Annotated in this window: 16 protein-coding genes; 4 read left to right on the top strand and 12 right to left on the bottom strand. The window is 70.1% G+C overall.

Features of this window, described 5'->3' with window-relative positions; translation table 11 throughout:
• Positions 1 to 48 precede the first annotated feature (48 nt).
• The 10 genes from ACRQ4B_RS09190 to ACRQ4B_RS09145 form a co-directional block, all read right to left on the bottom strand.
• Complete coding sequence (locus ACRQ4B_RS09190; RefSeq protein WP_439691133.1) at positions 49 to 1,062, bottom strand: phosphotransferase family protein; 1,014 nt, start codon at positions 1,060 to 1,062, stop codon at positions 49 to 51.
• Positions 1,059 to 1,883, bottom strand: a complete 825-nt coding sequence (locus ACRQ4B_RS09185) for a carbohydrate ABC transporter permease (RefSeq protein WP_439691132.1) — start codon at positions 1,881 to 1,883, stop codon at positions 1,059 to 1,061. Before ACRQ4B_RS09185 ends, ACRQ4B_RS09190 begins: the two co-directional genes overlap by 4 nt.
• Positions 1,883 to 2,842 (bottom strand): carbohydrate ABC transporter permease, encoded by a 960-nt coding sequence (locus tag ACRQ4B_RS09180; RefSeq protein ID WP_439691131.1) that lies wholly within the window; start codon positions 2,840 to 2,842, stop codon positions 1,883 to 1,885. The genes ACRQ4B_RS09185 and ACRQ4B_RS09180 overlap by 1 nt, the downstream gene beginning before the upstream one ends.
• Entirely contained in the window at positions 2,839 to 4,188 is a 1,350-nt protein-coding gene (locus ACRQ4B_RS09175; protein ID WP_439691130.1) for an ABC transporter substrate-binding protein, read from the bottom strand. Before ACRQ4B_RS09175 ends, ACRQ4B_RS09180 begins: the two co-directional genes overlap by 4 nt.
• Before the next feature lie 106 nt (positions 4,189 to 4,294).
• Positions 4,295 to 4,891 carry a 4Fe-4S single cluster domain-containing protein gene (locus ACRQ4B_RS09170; protein ID WP_439691129.1) on the bottom strand — a complete coding sequence of 199 codons (597 nt, stop codon included), beginning with the start codon at positions 4,889 to 4,891 and terminating at the stop codon, positions 4,295 to 4,297.
• A complete protein-coding gene (locus ACRQ4B_RS09165; protein ID WP_439691128.1) occupies positions 4,888 to 5,556 on the bottom strand; it encodes a ComEA family DNA-binding protein in 669 nt (222 codons plus the stop codon). The genes ACRQ4B_RS09170 and ACRQ4B_RS09165 overlap by 4 nt, the downstream gene beginning before the upstream one ends.
• Before the next feature lie 152 nt (positions 5,557 to 5,708).
• On the bottom strand, positions 5,709 to 5,921 hold the full coding sequence (locus ACRQ4B_RS09160) for a hypothetical protein (RefSeq protein WP_439691127.1): 213 nt from the start codon (positions 5,919 to 5,921) through the stop codon (positions 5,709 to 5,711).
• A complete protein-coding gene (locus ACRQ4B_RS09155) occupies positions 5,918 to 6,349 on the bottom strand; it encodes a hypothetical protein (protein WP_439691126.1) in 432 nt (143 codons plus the stop codon). The genes ACRQ4B_RS09160 and ACRQ4B_RS09155 overlap by 4 nt, the downstream gene beginning before the upstream one ends.
• 1 nt (position 6,350) lies before the next feature.
• On the bottom strand, positions 6,351 to 7,970 hold the full coding sequence (locus ACRQ4B_RS09150) for an AAA family ATPase (protein ID WP_439691125.1): 1,620 nt from the start codon (positions 7,968 to 7,970) through the stop codon (positions 6,351 to 6,353).
• A 135-nt stretch (positions 7,971 to 8,105) separates the two neighbouring features.
• Positions 8,106 to 11,561: a TM0106 family RecB-like putative nuclease gene (locus ACRQ4B_RS09145; RefSeq protein ID WP_439691124.1), complete on the bottom strand. Its 3,456-nt coding sequence runs from the start codon at positions 11,559 to 11,561 to the stop codon at positions 8,106 to 8,108.
• A gap of 143 nt (positions 11,562 to 11,704) precedes the next feature.
• On the opposite strand from ACRQ4B_RS09145, the gene ACRQ4B_RS09140 reads away from it, so the two are divergent.
• Entirely contained in the window at positions 11,705 to 12,019 is a 315-nt protein-coding gene (locus ACRQ4B_RS09140) for a hypothetical protein (protein WP_439691123.1), read from the top strand.
• A gap of 4 nt (positions 12,020 to 12,023) precedes the next feature.
• Here ACRQ4B_RS09140 and ACRQ4B_RS09135 read toward each other — a convergent pair whose 3' ends face one another.
• On the bottom strand, positions 12,024 to 12,245 hold the full coding sequence (locus ACRQ4B_RS09135) for a DUF1653 domain-containing protein (protein WP_439691122.1): 222 nt from the start codon (positions 12,243 to 12,245) through the stop codon (positions 12,024 to 12,026).
• A 239-nt stretch (positions 12,246 to 12,484) separates the two neighbouring features.
• Between ACRQ4B_RS09135 and ACRQ4B_RS09130 the strand changes: the two genes are divergently transcribed.
• Genes ACRQ4B_RS09130 through ACRQ4B_RS09120 form a run of 3 tightly spaced genes read left to right on the top strand, consistent with a single transcriptional unit; the run spans position 12,485 to position 14,079 of the window.
• On the top strand, positions 12,485 to 13,099 hold the full coding sequence (locus tag ACRQ4B_RS09130; protein WP_439691121.1) for a TMEM175 family protein: 615 nt from the start codon (positions 12,485 to 12,487) through the stop codon (positions 13,097 to 13,099).
• 57 nt (positions 13,100 to 13,156) lie between these two features.
• The gene (locus ACRQ4B_RS09125; protein WP_439691120.1) at positions 13,157 to 13,606 is read left to right on the top strand and encodes a thioredoxin family protein; all 450 of its coding nucleotides are present in this window, start codon (positions 13,157 to 13,159) and stop codon (positions 13,604 to 13,606) included.
• Complete coding sequence (locus ACRQ4B_RS09120) at positions 13,603 to 14,079, top strand: DUF4395 domain-containing protein (protein ID WP_439691119.1); 477 nt, start codon at positions 13,603 to 13,605, stop codon at positions 14,077 to 14,079. The genes ACRQ4B_RS09125 and ACRQ4B_RS09120 overlap by 4 nt, the downstream gene beginning before the upstream one ends.
• A 96-nt stretch (positions 14,080 to 14,175) precedes the next feature.
• Here the strand turns inward: ACRQ4B_RS09120 and ACRQ4B_RS09115 are convergent, their stop codons facing one another.
• Entirely contained in the window at positions 14,176 to 15,123 is a 948-nt protein-coding gene (locus tag ACRQ4B_RS09115; RefSeq protein WP_439691118.1) for an ADP-ribosylglycohydrolase family protein, read from the bottom strand.
• Positions 15,124 to 15,162 lie beyond the last annotated feature (39 nt).

Below are 15,162 nucleotides of genomic sequence, written 5' to 3'. Positions count from 1 at the left end.
ACCAGCAGTTGCGACCGATGACCGACGGTCCTGACCAGCGGTCGCCGCTCAGTCCCGTGGCGCGTCGCCGAGTGCCCGCCGCAGCCGCTCCTCGACGAGGGACGCCGATCCCGTGGGCGCGAGGATCCCGGTGAACACCCGGAGCGCTTCCGCGTGCTCGGCACCGTCGCTCCGCACCGCGTCCTGCATGGTCGACGTCAGGTCCTCGAGCGCTCGGACGCTGGCGAACCGCACGAGCCGCCGTTCGTCCACGACCGCGGGCCCGTAGCCCTCGCGGAAGGCGGCGAGCTGCTCGGCGGACGCGGGCGCGAACAGGACGCTGAACTCGACCAGGTGCAGGTCGATCTCGCGCGGTCCGACGACCGCCTCGTCCCAGTCGACCAGCCGCAGGACCCCGCCGGGCTCGACGAGCACGTTGCCGAGGTGCGGGTCACCGTGGCACGGGACCGGGTCCGCGGGGGCTTCCGGGACGAGCCGTGTCCCGCGCACCAGGAGCTCGATGCGGGGCCGCGCGTCGCGCCAGAGCTCCAGCACCGGTGCTGCGTCCGACGTCGCCGCCGCGGCGTCCAGTGCGCGGATGTCGGCTCGGTACCGGCGTCGCCGCCGACGGATGCCGCGGCGTGCACCCTGCCGTCGCGGCGGGAGCGGGAAGGTGTGGGCGTGCACGTCGGCGAGCAGCCGCCCGTAGGCGCACCACCCGTCCTGGTCGAGCCCGACGGTCGCCGCGTCCTCGCCGTCGGACCACCGCGAGAGTGCGAGCTTCCCGCCGGCCCGTCGGCTCCGTCGGCGCCCGTCCTCGGTCGGCCGCACCGCCGGCGTGCTCCCGAGTCCGACGCCTGCCATCGACGCGACCAGCCGGGTGCCGGTCCGGGTGGGACGCGTCGTCCACTTCGCCGCCCACGCACCGCCGTCCCCGTCGACGAGCCGCCAGACCACGGCGGAGTTGTCCGTGCCGCCGGTGACCTCGTCGACCGTGACCGCGTGCACGCCGAAGTCCTCGGCGACCCAGCGTCGGGCGTCCTCCGCGGTCGGACGCCGCTCGACGGAGGCGGACGCCGTCACCGCAGGCCGCTCCGGGACAGCCCCTCGACGAAGTACCGCTGGAACGCGAGGAACAGAGCCACGATCGGCAGGATCATCAGCAGGTTGACCGCCATGATCGCGCCGTAGTCCGACGTGTACTGCCCCTGCAGCGTCCCGACGATGCCGATCGGCACGGTGAAGAGGTCCTGGTTGCCGGACAGCGCCACCAGCGGCCAGCCGAACGCGTTCCACTCCCCCATGAACGTCAGCAGGACGAGCACCGCGAGCAACGGTCGGCAGAGCGGCAGCACCACCGAGACGAACGTGCGGAACCGACCGGCGCCGTCGATCTGTGCCGCCTCGATGAGCTCGTCGGGCACCGCCAGGAAGAACTGCCGCGCCAGGAACACCCCGAAGATCGCCGCGGCCTCGGGCAGGATCACGGCCCACAGTCCGCCGTACAGGTGCAGCCCGATCGAGATGAAGAACTGCGGCACGATGATCGCCTGCGGCGGGATCATCAGCGTCGACAGCAGCACGAGGAACAGGGCGTTCCGGCCGCGGAACCGCAGCTTCGCGAAGGCGTAGCCGGCGAGCAGGTTGCAGACCACCGTGATGACCGTGACCACGACGGAGACGAACAGGGAGTTCGCGAACCACCGCCAGACGGGGAACTCGGCGAAGGGCCGGACGAAGTTCTGGATCGTCAGGTGCTGCGGCCACAGGTGCAGCCCCGGCGAGTAGAGGTCGGCGCGCGTGGAGAACGCCGTCACGAGCATCCAGTACAGCGGGAAGGCCATCACGATCGTGACGATGAGCGCCACGGCGAGGCGCCACCAGAGCGACTTCGACGCAGCCATCAGTCCGCCTCGTCCCGCCCGGCGTTGAACCGCCACTGGATCCCGGTGATGAGCAGCGTGACGAGGTAGATCACGATGCCGACCGCTGCGCCGTACCCGAGGAGCTGCGGCCCGTGCTCGTCGAACGCGACCCGGTAGGCGTAGGACACCACGGTCGTCGTGCCGTAGCCGGGCCCGCCCCGGGTCATCGCCCACACCGTGTCGAACACCTGGAACGAGTAGATCAGGTTCATCACGAGCAGGAAGAAGGTCGACGGCCCGAGCAACGGGAAGGTGATCAGCCGGAACCGCTGCCACCCGGTCGCTCCGTCGGTCGTCGCCGCCTCCTGCACCGACGGGTCGACGCCCTGCAGACCGGCGAGGTAGATCAGCATGTCGAAGCCGATCCGCTGCCACAGCGTCATCAGGATCACCGCGGTCATCGCCCAGCCGCCGCTCGACTGCCACTGCACCTGCGGCAGGCCGAGGCTGCGCAGGAACTCGTCGACGAACCCGTTGTTCTGGTCGAACATCCACGCGCCGAGGACGCCCGTGGCGACACCGGACACCACGAGCGGCAGGAAGATGATCGTCCGGAAGACCGTCCGTCCCGGCAGGACGCCGTTCAGCAGCACCGCGATCCCGAGCCCGATCGCCATGCCGACCGGCACCGTGAAGAGCGTGAACACCCCGGTGTTCGCCACCGACTGCCAGAACACGGGGTCGCTGACGAGGCGCGCGTAGTTGCCGAGTCCGGCCCAGCTCGTCCCGCCCAGCGAGTCGAGGTCCTGGAAGCTGATCACCAGTGCGTAGACCAGCGGCAGCAGCGTGAAGACCACGATGAGGACGACGTTCGGCACCAGGAAGGCGGTCGCGGCAGCCCCACTGGAGGCGCGGAACGCCCCGGCGGTCCGCCTCGGTCCGCGGCGCGCGGCTCCCACCGCCGTGGCGCCGCCGATCCGTTCCGTTGCGCCCGTCACGCGGACACCGCCTGTTGCACGGCGCCGTCGATCGCCCGGACCGACGCGTCCGTCCCACGGCCGTGGAACGCGAGCTCGAGCTGGTCCTGCAGCGCCGTGTTGATCGACGCGAACCCCGGCACCACGGTCTCCCGCACAGCGGTCTCCGTGATCGTGGTCGCCTGCTGGGTGAACACGCCCATCACGTCCGGTCGGACCGCGTAGTCGAGCGCGGTGTCCGCCAGGTCCTTCCGTGTCGGGAGCTCGTTCGCCAGCTGGCAGAAGTCCCGCATCTGGTCCGCCTCGACCAGGAACTTCAGGAAGGCCGCCGCCAGTTCGGGGTTCTCGGTGTCCCGGGTCGCCACCACCGCGTTGCCGCCGAGGTCCGACGCCGCCGCCCGGTCCCGCGGCATGTAGGTCGTCGCCCATTCGCCGCCCTGGTACCCGTTGGTCGTGTCGGCGAGCTCGGGCACGAGGAAGTCACCGATGAAGGTCATGGCCACCGTCTGGTTCAGGAAGAAGTTGTCCGAGTACACGGTGGTCTTGATCGTGTTGTTCGCCGGCACCCACCGCTCGTCGAAGAACCGCTGCGTGAACGCCATCGCCTTGCGTCCGGGATCGCCGTCCACCGCCGAGCGCCGGAGCGAGGGCGTCAGGAGCGAACCGCCCGCCTGGTAGAGGAAGCTCGCCCAGCGGTAGGCGCCGGCGGCGGTCCAGTCGTAGGCGAACGGGTACTTGTCGTCCGGCAGCGACTTCCGGAGCTTCGTCGCGACCGAGGCGAACTCCTCCCACGTCCACGCGTCGTCGAGCCGGTCCGGCACCGACCGGATGCCGGCCTCGTCGAGCGCCTTCCTGCTGAACGCGATCGCCGACGTGTCCGTCTGGTGCGGCACGCCGTAGGTCCGCCCCTCGAACCGGACCGCGTCGTACAGCGCCGGCAGGAACGCGCTCGACTCCGCGGCGCTGAGGTACGGCGTGAGGTCGAGCAGCACCCCGTGCGAGGTGTACTTGCCGATGCTCGTGTAGTCGACCCGGAAGACGTCCGGAGCCGTGCGCGACAGGATGCCCCGGTCGATGCCCGAGAAGAAGCCGTCGTACGGCAGGGTCTGCAGTTCGATCGTCGCCTTCGGGTGCCGTGCCTCGAAGTCCTTCTTGATCTTCGCAAACCCGGCGGTCTCGCCGTCGCTGCCGCCCCAGAACGCGAAGCGCAGCGTCCCCTCCACCTCGCCGATGTCCGCCTTCGACCCGGGAGCGGCGGTGCTGGGCCGCGGACCGTTGTTCGCCACGCAGCCGCTCAGGCCGGACGCGGCAGCGATTCCGAGCGCGCCGACGAGCAGCGAGCGGCGGGTCAACTGCGGTGGTGACAAGGGGCTCCTCGGCGACGATGGACCTTCGCTCGGACAGTAGCCGCACCCCCGGACACGCGTGTTCGGAAAGCGCACTCGCCGCTCGTTGGTCTCTCGGGCCGACCCTTCAGCTTGCCCGTCCGCGCCCCAGGCGACGCCGTCCTATCCCGTCTGAGAACCGCTCCAGATCAGCGTCTCGCAGGAAGCCCGCAAGGTTGATCGCACCGTCCGGCCCCACCCGCACCTCGACCGTGTTCGACCACGGCAACTGGCCGACGTAGCGGTCTGTGAGGTGGACGAACCGCTGATTCTCGGACCCGACGAGCGGACGACGACCCTCGGGTCGTTCTCTCACGTACGGGCCGTCGACGAGGAGGTCGACTCCGCTGAGGTCGGCCCGGCCTGCGAGCTCGGCATGGGTGTACCCCGAGAACGCTATGACGCCGAGTCCAGCGTCCTGTGCGATCGCGCACAGCTCAGCGATGGCCGTCGACTGGTCGAAGGGCTCCCCTCCGAGGAGTGTCAGCCCTTCGTCCCCCGAATCGATCGCCGCTTCGACCACGGCGCTGACCGGAACCGATTGCCCGCCACGTTTCGTGAAGAGGTGTGGGTTGATGCAGCCAACGCACCGAATGCTGCACCCCTGTGTCCATACGGCGGTTCGCCGCCCCGGCCCTTCAGCCGTGGTACCGGAGAGGAGCCTGCCAACCTGCAGGTTCGTCACAGATCGAGCCGCCGACCGGCAGCCGCTCCGTGACCCGGCTCGTTCCCGGCCACCAGCCCACCGTCCGGTGCACCACCCGGCACCGGCTGCGTGGTGACGAGCAAGTGCTGCAAGTTCAGGTAGACGTGTGGGGGAAGGCCTGCGGCGGTCATCAGCTGATCCTTCGAGCGGAAGCCACCCAGCTGATGACGAGCATGCACGATCCGCTGTGCGTCGGGCAGGGTGAGGCCCAGCGCGCGGAACTCCTCGACCCCCGCTCGGTTCACATCCACGGCCTGTGGGGGCTGCCACGCGCTTGATTGTGGCGTGGCGGCTGACGCGCCGCCCAGCGGTACGACCGACGGTGCAGAAGGCACGTTAGATTCCACGACCAACGGACGGAGGACGGACTCGGCTTGCTCGCGGGACAGCTGTGCCTGGTCACGAGGATCACGCGCGCTGCTCCCGTCCGGTTGTGCGTACCAGGCCCCAGGCTCGTGGTGTGCTCGCCATCGCAGCCAGCCCTTCCGGAGGAGGAACGCGTGCACGATGCCTCCGGCCCAGTTCGCCATGATGAACAAACCGAGCACCGTCGATGAGGGCGAGTGGGAGGGGTTGGCTTTCGTGCCGGTGTCGACAACCGAGGAGAGGACCCAGACGAGGACGTCGATGATCGTCCATCCCACCGCGAAGAGGATCCAGGTACGGCGCCTCGTCCTCGTTGCGACGATCCAGAAACCCACGGCGTTCGCGAGACCGAGGGTCAGTATCGACCACAGGATCCAAGAACTGTGCCGGAGGCGCCACGAACGCGAGCAGAGGCGTTCCTCGGGAGTCCTCATGCTCGATCCTCGAGATTCTCGACGACGATGAGTGGCGCGATCGCTGGTTGTTCGTACTCTGCGGTCAATCTCGACTCCTGGAGGACAGCGTGCGGTGCGAGGGATGTCAGGGTGCTCATCTCGTCGAGACAGGACGGGCCCGGGATACCCGCCGCGCGACTCCAGATCGAGCCGTCCGAGCCGAGGGTCACGATGATCCGTTTCGTCATGCGGGATTCTCCTCGAACACCAGTTGCACCGAGCCGTCGGCAGCGACTTCACTCACCAGGTTCAGACCCATCTGAGCAGCACGCTCTCGGATGAGGTCGACGTTCCGCGCCTGCACGATCGAACCCACTCGCGCCTCGAGGTGGGCAAGGAACGCGGTGGTCACGTCGTCTGCAGCGCCGTCGATGCGCCCGAGGAACACCTCGCCCACGCGCTGAAACGTGAAGGTGTTGGCACCGACAGCACCGGTCACTCGACCCTCGGCTTCTTCGACGTGTACTGCCCCCAAGGCGGCGACCGCCTCGACGAGCAGGCGCTGATCAGTGAGTCGTGTCGTCTGACACTTCTCGCACAGATCGGTGCTCCGGCTTTCGCGCCACGCGCCGTACGCGGCGATGCCGAGCGGAATGAGGAGGACTTCAAGGCTCATGTCAGAACTCGATCGTTCGGCCGCCACGCTGCGACGGAGGGGATTGTGAGGGGAGAGCGGGAGAGAGCGGGGGCACGTTCTCCGGTGGCGTCGCTGCGACCGCACGTGTTGCTGCCCAATCGCGAACAGCACTGATCTGCTCTGCCTGCGTCACGGACAACGGAACTGTGTTCCGGACCGCGCGGGCAAAATCAGCGAGGACGACCGCACGGCGATCAGCGAAAGCGTCGAAACACGCGGAGACCACTGCTTCCGCGATCTCAGCGCCGGAGAACCCGTCGGTCGCTGCCGCGAGTTCGTCGACTTGGCCGGCGTCCAGATCGAACGCACCGGCAGCCTTCGGCCCGCTGCGGAGTCGATTCTCGATGTGCAGCTTCCAGATGTCCGCCCGTTCGGAACGCGTGGGCAGGTCGACGAAGAACACCTCGTCGAAGCGCCCCTTCCGGAGGAACTCCGGCGGGAGGCCATCGATCTTGTTGGCCGTGGCGATCACGAAGACGTTCGACGCCTTCTCCTGCATCCAGGTGAGGAAAGTCCCGAGCACTCGGCTGCTGGTACCCGAATCACCAGCTCCGGTGCCGAAGCCCTTCTCGATCTCGTCGATCCAGAGGATCGACGGCGACACCGCCTCTGCGAGGCTGAGCGCCTTCCTCATGTTCTGCTCACTGGAGCCCACCAACCCGGCGAAGATCTTCCCGACGTCCAGACGCAGGAGCGGGAGCCCCCATGCGCTCGCGATGCACGTGGCCGTCAGGCTCTTCCCACATCCGGGAACTCCGGTGATGAGGACACCCTTCGGCGCGGGGACTCCCCACGCCGAGGCTTCACCGAGCCACGCTCCGTTCCGCTTCAGGAGCCAACGCTTCAAGTTGTCGAGCCCGCCGACGTCGTCCAACGTCCGCGAAGGGGCAATGAACTCGAGGAGTCCGGACTTCCTGATCGTCTGCCGCTTCTCGTCAAGTACGAGCTTGATGTCATCCGCGTCGAGCACCTTGTCCGAAGCGATTGCGCGGGCGAAGGCGTTCTCCGCCTCTCCAAGCGTGAGGCCTTGTGCCGCCTGCACCAGGCGGCGACGCTCCTCCGCTGACAACGCGACCGTGATGCTGTCCCGGTTCGCGGCGACGATCTCCTCCAGCACACCGTCGATCTCGACGGGCCCCGGGAGCGGGAGGTCCACGACCGTCACGGCCTTTTCCAGGTCAACGGGGAGCGTCAGTGCGGGCGCCACGATGACGAGTGTGTGCGGCACGTCCCCTGTTCGGAACCGAGCGGCGACGTCCAACACGGCTCGAACGACGCCGGGCTCCGCCGGACGTCCGCCCGCTCCGAGGAAGTGATGCAGATCGTGGAACACGAAGATGGTCGGCTCGGCCGCGTCCATTGCGGTCACGAGGCCTTCCTGAGCTGAAAGCGGCTTCCCGTGCTCTCCCGACGAGTGGAGGCCCTTCGAGAGGGTGTGGTGAACGACCCGCCGACGCCGCTTCAGCTCACTGGCGAGTGCGACACGTTCGATCTCACCGGTGACGCGATCCGCCTCGTGACTCTCGACCAGGAGGACTGCGTGTCTCGCTCGGATCAGGTCGATGAGCTTCGTCCTGAAGGCCGCTCCGTCAGCTTGCAATTCGAGGTTCCCTTTCCACGTTCGCAGGTTATTGGATGAGCATCGCTCTTTTCCAGGGCGACGCGCACCCCAGACCGGGGGCGTGGAAATGATGCGGTTTCCCGCTTCGTGGCTGACGTCGGGTGGACGTCCCTGCTACGCCGGCCGGACGAGCTCGATGAACCGGGACAGCAGGGAGAGGCCGGCGATCGACGGCGGCAACCCCGTGGTCAGTGCCGGCGAGTGCACGAGGTACGCCGCCCACTTCGCCCGGGACAGCGCCACGTTCAACCGGTTCGGCATCAGCAGGAAGTCGAGTCCGCGCGGGATGTCGGCAGCACTCGACGCCGCCAGGGACACGATCGACACCACGGCCTCGCGCCCTTGGAACAGGTCGACCGTGCCGACCTGTGTGCCTCGGAAGCCCGCGCGGTCGAGGGCCTCCCGGATCACCGCACCCTGCGCGTTGTACGGCGCGACGACGATGACGTCCTCGTCGGTCAGCGGCCGTTCGACGTCGCCGTCCACCCACCGGGTGCCGACCACGTCCTGCACGAGTGCGACGACCCGCGCTGCCTCCTCCGGCGACGCGGTCGTGTTCCCCGCGTGCACGACCGGCACCGGGTGCACGCCGGGCTCGATGTCGTCGAGGTGTCGTCCGGACACCATCGACGCGAGCTGCCCGTCGTAGGACAGCGCCGACACCGCGGCCGTCAGCGCCGGTTCCATGCGCCGGGTCCGGGCCAGGAAGTACCCGAACTCGGACGGCAACACGTGCGCCCCGCCGGTCAGCCAGCCGAGCGCGGACTGGTCGACGGGTTCGGGGTGCGACCCCTGCGACACCTGCGGCAGCTGCTGCGGATCGCCGAGCAGCAGCAGTCGGGTGGCGGCGACCGACGATGCGATCGTCGGGGCGAGGGAGAACTGGCCGGCCTCGTCCACGACGAGCAGGTCGAGGGAACCGCGCTCAATCGTCGTCTCGTTGGCGAACGTCCACGCGGTCCCGCCGACGACTCCCCCGGTACCGGTGTCCGCGCACGAGCCGAGGAACGCCGCCACCGCAGCGTTGTTCTTCACCGGGGTCCACGCGGCGGCCTCGAGATCGTCCTCGGTCGCGCCCGACTTCGGCACCTTGACGACCCGGTCGGCGGACACCCCGGCCGCCACGACTGCGTCGAGGAAGTTCTCCGACGTCGCGTGCGACTGCCCGACGACACCGACCCGCCAGCCGTGCTCACGGACCAGCCGGGCGACGACGTTCGACCCGACGTAGGTCTTGCCGGTGCCGGGAGGCCCCTGGATCGCCAGGTACGACCGGTCGAGCCCGAGCAGGGTCGCGACCACGGCGGACACCGTGTCGTCGCCCTGCACGGGCACGATCGCTCCCCGCGGCGGGACCCGGCGGAGCAGGTCGAACGCGGGGTCGGGCAGCATCGCCGGCAGCTCGTCGAGGACCGCCTGTCCCCAGGCAGCAATCGCCTCGGGTTGGGGCTTCGCCCGGGGCGGTGCCGCCGGCGCGAGCGCGACCGGCAGGTCTGCGAACGGGGAACCACCGACCGGCAGCCCCTCCTTCACGAGGACCTCGACGGCATCGCCGTCGTCACGCACGTCGAGCACGACCGCGCGGGACGACGCGCCCTTCGACCCGGGGCCCGGGGAGTCGACCGACGGCGGGAGCGGGTCGTCATAGACGAGGTGGGGCGTGCCTCCAGGCCGGAGCCGCGAGCCGGGCGCGAGCGTCCCCGACAACCGGATCTCCCGCGACTGCGAGCGGGCACGCGGCAGCGTGTCCCAGTCCCGCTCGACGGACGCACGCTCCACGACGAGCACGTCGCGGGTGTCGGCCCAGTCGTCGACGGGGTTCCGGAGCCGGTCGAAGTGGTCCTGCCAGAACGTCTTCGCCTCGCGGCGGTGGTAGTCGATCGCGGCCGCGGCGAGCGCCAACGCGGTCTGGTCCGGGGTGCGGTCGCGGGCGTCGACGTCCTCGAGCTCGGCGGCGAGCGCGACGTACACCAGGTTCGGCTCGCGGTCGACGGGGATCGGCGGCAGCAGCTCGGACGGCTCCGTCGCGGGCGCCGGCGTCCGCAACGACAGGAGCCAGTCGCGGAGCCGGAGCGTCGATCGGCAGTCGTAGGCGTTGTAGTCGGCGACCTCGTCGAGCATGTGCTGCCCGCGCGCCGCGTCGCCCGTGCGGATCTCGGTGATCGCGTCGACGTAGGCGGTGATGCTGTCCGCGGCGTTCGTCACGTCGCTCTCGCGCAGGTCGTCGCCCATGTACAACGGCTCGAGCTTCTTGATCGAGTAGCTGTGGCTGCCGACGACCAGCGCCTTCCGCACCACCAGGTACAGGTCGACGAGCACCCCGGCGCGCAGCAGGTCGTCGACGGCGTCCTCGCCCACCCCGTGCCGGGCCGCGAGGGACAGCAGGTGCGTCCGCTCGTACGCCGCGTAGTGGTAGACGTGCATGCCCGGGTACTGCTCCCGGCGCTGCTGCACCCACGCCAGGAAGTCGACCAGCGCCTGTCGCTCGTCGCGGAGCGTGTGCGCCCAGAACGCCGTGAACTCGGCCCGGTCGTCCACCAGCCCGAACAGGTAGTCGATGCCCCAGTGCACGCCGTCCTCGGTGTACAGCGGGTCTCCCTCGAAGTCGAAGAACACGTCGCCCGGGTCCGGTTCCGGGATCGCGTCGAGCGCGCGGGCGTCGAGGACCTCGAAGTGCGGTTCGGTGGTCTGGTCGCGTTCCGTCTCGGTCTGGAGGCGCGCCTGCCGCACCAGCCGATCCTGCGTGCTCCGCGACATGCCCGACACGGCCGCGGTGCGGTCCGCCAGGTCGTCGATCGTCCGCACCCCGGCACGGATCAGCTTCGTGCGCTGGTCGAGGCGCATGCCGGCGACCAGGACCAGGTCGCGGTGCTCCTCTACTTGGGTCGTGCAGATCGGGCAGCGGCCGCAGCTGCTGTACCGGGGGTCGGCCCACGCGAGCTCGTCGTTCGCCGCCATCCGCTCGGCGATCACCCGCTGTAGTTCCGCCCGCTGCGTCCGGTACACCGGGGCGATGTCGGCGAGGTCGTGCGTGGTGATCGTGCGGTCGCCGAGGACGAGGTGGACCTGCTCGCCGGTGGGGATGCCGTGCGCCTGCATCTGCTCGGCGTAGGCGGCGAGCTGGAGCAGGGCGCTGATCTTGGCGTGCCGGGCGAGCTTCGTGTCGTAGACCTCGTACTCGCCGCGGTCGTTCCGGAGGATGAAGTCCGCGAAGCCGATGAACCCCGGTTCGTCGTCGGTCGAGGCGGCGTGGAACGTCGGTTGGTACAGGACGTCGGCGCCGTTCCGCATCGCGCTTCGCGCGGCCTCTGCCGCGGTCGCGTAGTCGGGCGGTGCGGGTCGGTCGAACTCGACGACGTCCCGCGTCTCCTTGAGGATCGCCAGGTAGTCCAGCTCGTGCCGGTCCCCGAGCCGGGCCGTCCGCTCGAGCATGTCGTCGTGGACCTCGGACAGGGGTTCCCCGCGGCCGAGCTTGGCGTCGAGACGTCGGAGGAACGCCCACTCGCACGCTGCCCAGGTGGAGAGGTCGCTCGGGCTGAGGAGGACGTGCCCGTCGCCGCCGATCTGCATGTGCTCCCCCGTCTCGTCTGGTGCCCTGCGAGCCTAGGGGCGGCCGCCGACACCACTGTCACGGCGGCTTCGAGGCCCGGAGCGATCCTGCTATGGTCCGCTGACCGACGCGGTGTCGCGGGCATCGTCACGAGAGGACGTCGATGGGACTGTTCAGATCATCTGAGGACAAGGCGGACGCACGTGAGCGGGCGGCACTCAGGCGGCACCACGCTTCACCCCGCGGGCAGGCTGAGTCTGCGTACGTTCGCGGAGACGCCCTCTTCCAGACCTCGCTGACCGTCGATGCTGACAGCGCCGCGACCCTCAGCGGGATCGAGGAAGTCGGCTGGCAACTGGAGCACGCGGGCTACACGCACGAGATCAGCATCTCGTCGTTGAGCAACATGCAGAATCAACTCGACTCAGTGCAGTCAAGCGGTCGCTTGATCGGCGTGTACCTCTTCCGGCGTCGCTGAGTGGTCAGTCGTCGCCGAGCTGCCTGAACCGCGGCCCGTCGTACCCGTCACGGCTCACGTGCGCAGTGAAGTCGGCGAGCGTCCGGACCCAGTGCCCGCGCTCGCCGTACAGCGCCTGGTAGACGACCACCGGCTCCTCGGTCTCGACGTCCCGCGCGACGAGCAGCACCTCGTAGTCGTTCCCCTTGAAGTGGCGGTACCGGCCGGGCGTCACGTCGTCGCTCATGCCCCGATGTTAGGGCCGGTCGCGCGACACCCGAGTCCAGCGCACCACGCACGGCGTACGGCGCACGGCGCACGGCGCACGGCGTGAGGCGCCCAGGCGCCCAGGCGCCCAGGCGCCCAGGCGCCCAGGCGCCCAGGCGCCCAGGCGCCAGGCGCCCAGGCGCCCAGGCGCCCAGGCGCCAGGCGCCCAGGCGCCCAGCGCCCGACGCGCAGCGCCCGCCGCTCGGTACGCTCGGCCCCATGAGCGAGCAGACGGCACAGGCACGGACCGAGCGCGGCCTCGACCGGCTGGTGAACTTCTCCGACGCGACCGTCGCCATCGCGATCACCATCCTCATCCTCCCGCTGGTCGACATCGCCGGCGAGGTCACGAAGGGCACGACCGCCGGAGACCTCCTCGCCGAGCACTGGCCGGCCCTCCTGGAGTTCCTCGTCACGTTCTGGGTGATCGCCCGCTTCTGGACCCTGCACCACCAGGTGTTCGAGCACGTCCGCTCCTACAACCTCCGCGTGATGCGGTTGAACTTCATCTGGCTCACCAGCATCGTGTTCCTGCCGTTCGCCGCGAACCTGCTGAACAGCAGCGCCGACGGCGACCGGGTGTCGCACGCGCTGTACATCGGGACGATGGTCGTGACGAGCCTCACGCTCACCGCCATCGAACGCGAGCTCCGCCGTGCCCCCGAGCTGCTGTCGTCCCCGCTCGGCGACACCCGCAAGGGCCCGATCGCCGCCGGTCTGCTCGCCCTCGCGCTGGTGCTCTCCCTGCTCGTGCCGTCGGTCGGCCTCTACTGGGTGCTGCTCCTGCTGCTGCAGGGCCCGCTGTCCCGGTTGCCTCGTCGGCGCCGCGCCTGACCCGTCACACGCGGTCATCTCGGAGCCGTGCGGCCGCGATCGTCGTACCGTCGCGGCATGACCGTCATCGCGGCCGTCGCCGTCCTCGTGGGAGTCCTCGCACTCGCCACGATCCTCGGCGTGGTCCTGCGCGCACGGACCGGACGCGCTCGCACCACGACAGCGACCACCGACGGCCACACCACCGCTGACCTGGCCCCGCCCGATGCCTTCGGCACCGCCGCCACCCTCGTGCAGTTCTCCACACCGACGTGCGCCCGCTGCCCGGCCACCCGCCGCCAGCTCGACACCGTCGCGGAGCGCACCCCCGGCGTCACCCGCATCGAGATCGACCTCGCCGAACGTCCCGACCTCGCCCGACGCTTCGACGTCATGCAGACGCCCACGGTCCTGCTCCTCGACGGTCACCGCGCCGTCCGCACCCGCTTCGGAGGACCACCCCGTCCCGCCGAACTCGCCGCAGCCCTCGACACCGTCCTGACCGCAGGCACAGAGGAGTCACGATGACCTCGCCCACCACACCCGCCACCGGCATCGACCCCCGCTCCCCGCGCTTCGGCGCCGCGATCACGACCGTGCTCCTGGCCGCCACGATCGTCCTCACCCTGATCCCCGCGACGTGGGCGGCCGGCGTCGTCCTCCTCGCCGTGATCGTCGTGTTCTTCGCCATCGGAGGCATCGCGGGCATCCGACGCCACCCGTACGGCGCGCTCTTCCGCCGCTTCGTCCGCCCGCGACTCGGCCCTCCCGCCGAACTCGAGGCCCCCGAACCCCCGACCTTCGCCCAGCGGGTCGGCCTGGTCATCACGGCCGTCGCACTCGTCCTCGCGCTGGTCGGCGTCCCGTACGCCGCGCCGGTCGGTGCAGCGATCGCACTCGTCGCGGCCTTCCTCAACGCCGTCTTCGACGTCTGCATCGGCTGCCTGCTCTACGTGTGGCTGGTCCGCGCGGGCGTGTTCCGGCAGCAGACCACCGCCTGACGCGAGGGCCTGGAGGCGCGGCTCACCTCCGTCACGCCGCTTCGGTCGTCGACGCCGGAGACTCCCCCCATGGCAGCCTCCGACGCCGGGTCCGGTTCACGCCGCGAGCGCCTGCTCGCTGAGCGTGACGAGGTCGTCCGCGCGCAGGTTCGGCCAACCGTGCAGCAGCTCACGCCACTCGGTCGGCAGCGCGGCCGCGCCGTGGAGCGCCCCGGCCAGGCCCCCGGCGATCGCGGCGACCGTGTCGGTGTCGTTGCCCGTGCGGACCGCTCGGACGAGGGCGTCCTCGAGTGAGGTGCTGTGATGCACCGCAGCGTAGGCAGCCTGCATCGCGGAGACGACCCACCCGTTCGAGTCCGTGAAGTCCACCGGCTCCGAGTGCTCCGCCGTGACGAGCCGGTCCACCCACAGCCGGCGCCGGTCGAGGTCGAGCAGGTCGAGGCCGCGGAGGACGTCGAGCTCCCCGGTCAGCACCGCGTGCCGGATCGCCACGCACCAGAGCACGCACGCGTCCCCCGCGTCCGCCTCGAAGTGCGTCAGATCACTGATCGCCCGCGCGGCCGAGGCGAGCCGCTCCTCTTCTCCGCGGCCCCCGCGCAGGTACGCGAGCACCAGCGGCGCGGTCCGCATCAGCGAGCCGTTGCCGGCGGACTGGCCCTTGTACTCGTGTTCCTGTCGGGCCGCAGCGCGCGCGTGGGCGGCGGTCCGTGCCTCCAGGCCGGTGAGGACGTTCCGTGTCTGGATGCCGACGTCGGGCGCGTTGACCGACCACGCCGCCCAGGCGGCCACGAGGCCGTCGAGCGCCTGCTCGCTGGCAGGGTCGCCGCCGCGCGCGACCGTACGGAGGATCGGGACCGCCATGCTCGTGTCGTCCGTCCACTCCCCCGGCGCCCAGCCGAACGAGCCGCCGCCGGCCATCCGGATCGGGGTGGGCTCGGGGACGGCGGGGCGGAACTCGTAGCCCGCGCCGAGGGCGTCGCCGGCGGCGGAGCCCTGGACGGCGCCGACGGCTCGGTCGACCCGTGTGGTGGTCTGCGTGGTCATGTGCCCCTCCGATGCAGGTTTACGCGGAACTGCGTAAAC

The organism is Curtobacterium sp. SP.BCo, assembly GCF_051903265.1.
Taxonomy (GTDB): domain Bacteria; phylum Actinomycetota; class Actinomycetes; order Actinomycetales; family Microbacteriaceae; genus Curtobacterium.
The sequence above is the reverse complement of the archived record's forward strand: the minus strand, read 5'-3'. Positions and strand labels throughout refer to the sequence as shown.

Excerpts from the sequence above, each read along its gene's own strand:
- ACRQ4B_RS09185 (WP_439691132.1), bottom strand. The coding sequence starts at position 1,883 with ATGGCTGCGTCGAAGTCGCTCTGGTGGCGCCTCGCCGTGGCGCTCATC.
- ACRQ4B_RS09160 (WP_439691127.1), bottom strand. The coding sequence starts at position 5,921 with ATGACGAAACGGATCATCGTGACCCTCGGCTCGGACGGCTCGATCTGG.
- ACRQ4B_RS09155 (WP_439691126.1), bottom strand. The coding sequence starts at position 6,349 with ATGAGCCTTGAAGTCCTCCTCATTCCGCTCGGCATCGCCGCGTACGGC.
- ACRQ4B_RS09145 (WP_439691124.1), bottom strand. The coding sequence starts at position 11,561 with ATGCAGATCGGCGGCGACGGGCACGTCCTCCTCAGCCCGAGCGACCTC.
- ACRQ4B_RS09140 (WP_439691123.1), top strand. The coding sequence starts at position 11,705 with ATGGGACTGTTCAGATCATCTGAGGACAAGGCGGACGCACGTGAGCGG.
- ACRQ4B_RS09135 (WP_439691122.1), bottom strand. The coding sequence starts at position 12,245 with ATGAGCGACGACGTGACGCCCGGCCGGTACCGCCACTTCAAGGGGAAC.
- ACRQ4B_RS09130 (WP_439691121.1), top strand. The coding sequence starts at position 12,485 with ATGAGCGAGCAGACGGCACAGGCACGGACCGAGCGCGGCCTCGACCGG.
- ACRQ4B_RS09125 (WP_439691120.1), top strand. The coding sequence starts at position 13,157 with ATGACCGTCATCGCGGCCGTCGCCGTCCTCGTGGGAGTCCTCGCACTC.
- ACRQ4B_RS09120 (WP_439691119.1), top strand. The coding sequence starts at position 13,603 with ATGACCTCGCCCACCACACCCGCCACCGGCATCGACCCCCGCTCCCCG.
- ACRQ4B_RS09115 (WP_439691118.1), bottom strand. The coding sequence starts at position 15,123 with ATGACCACGCAGACCACCACACGGGTCGACCGAGCCGTCGGCGCCGTC.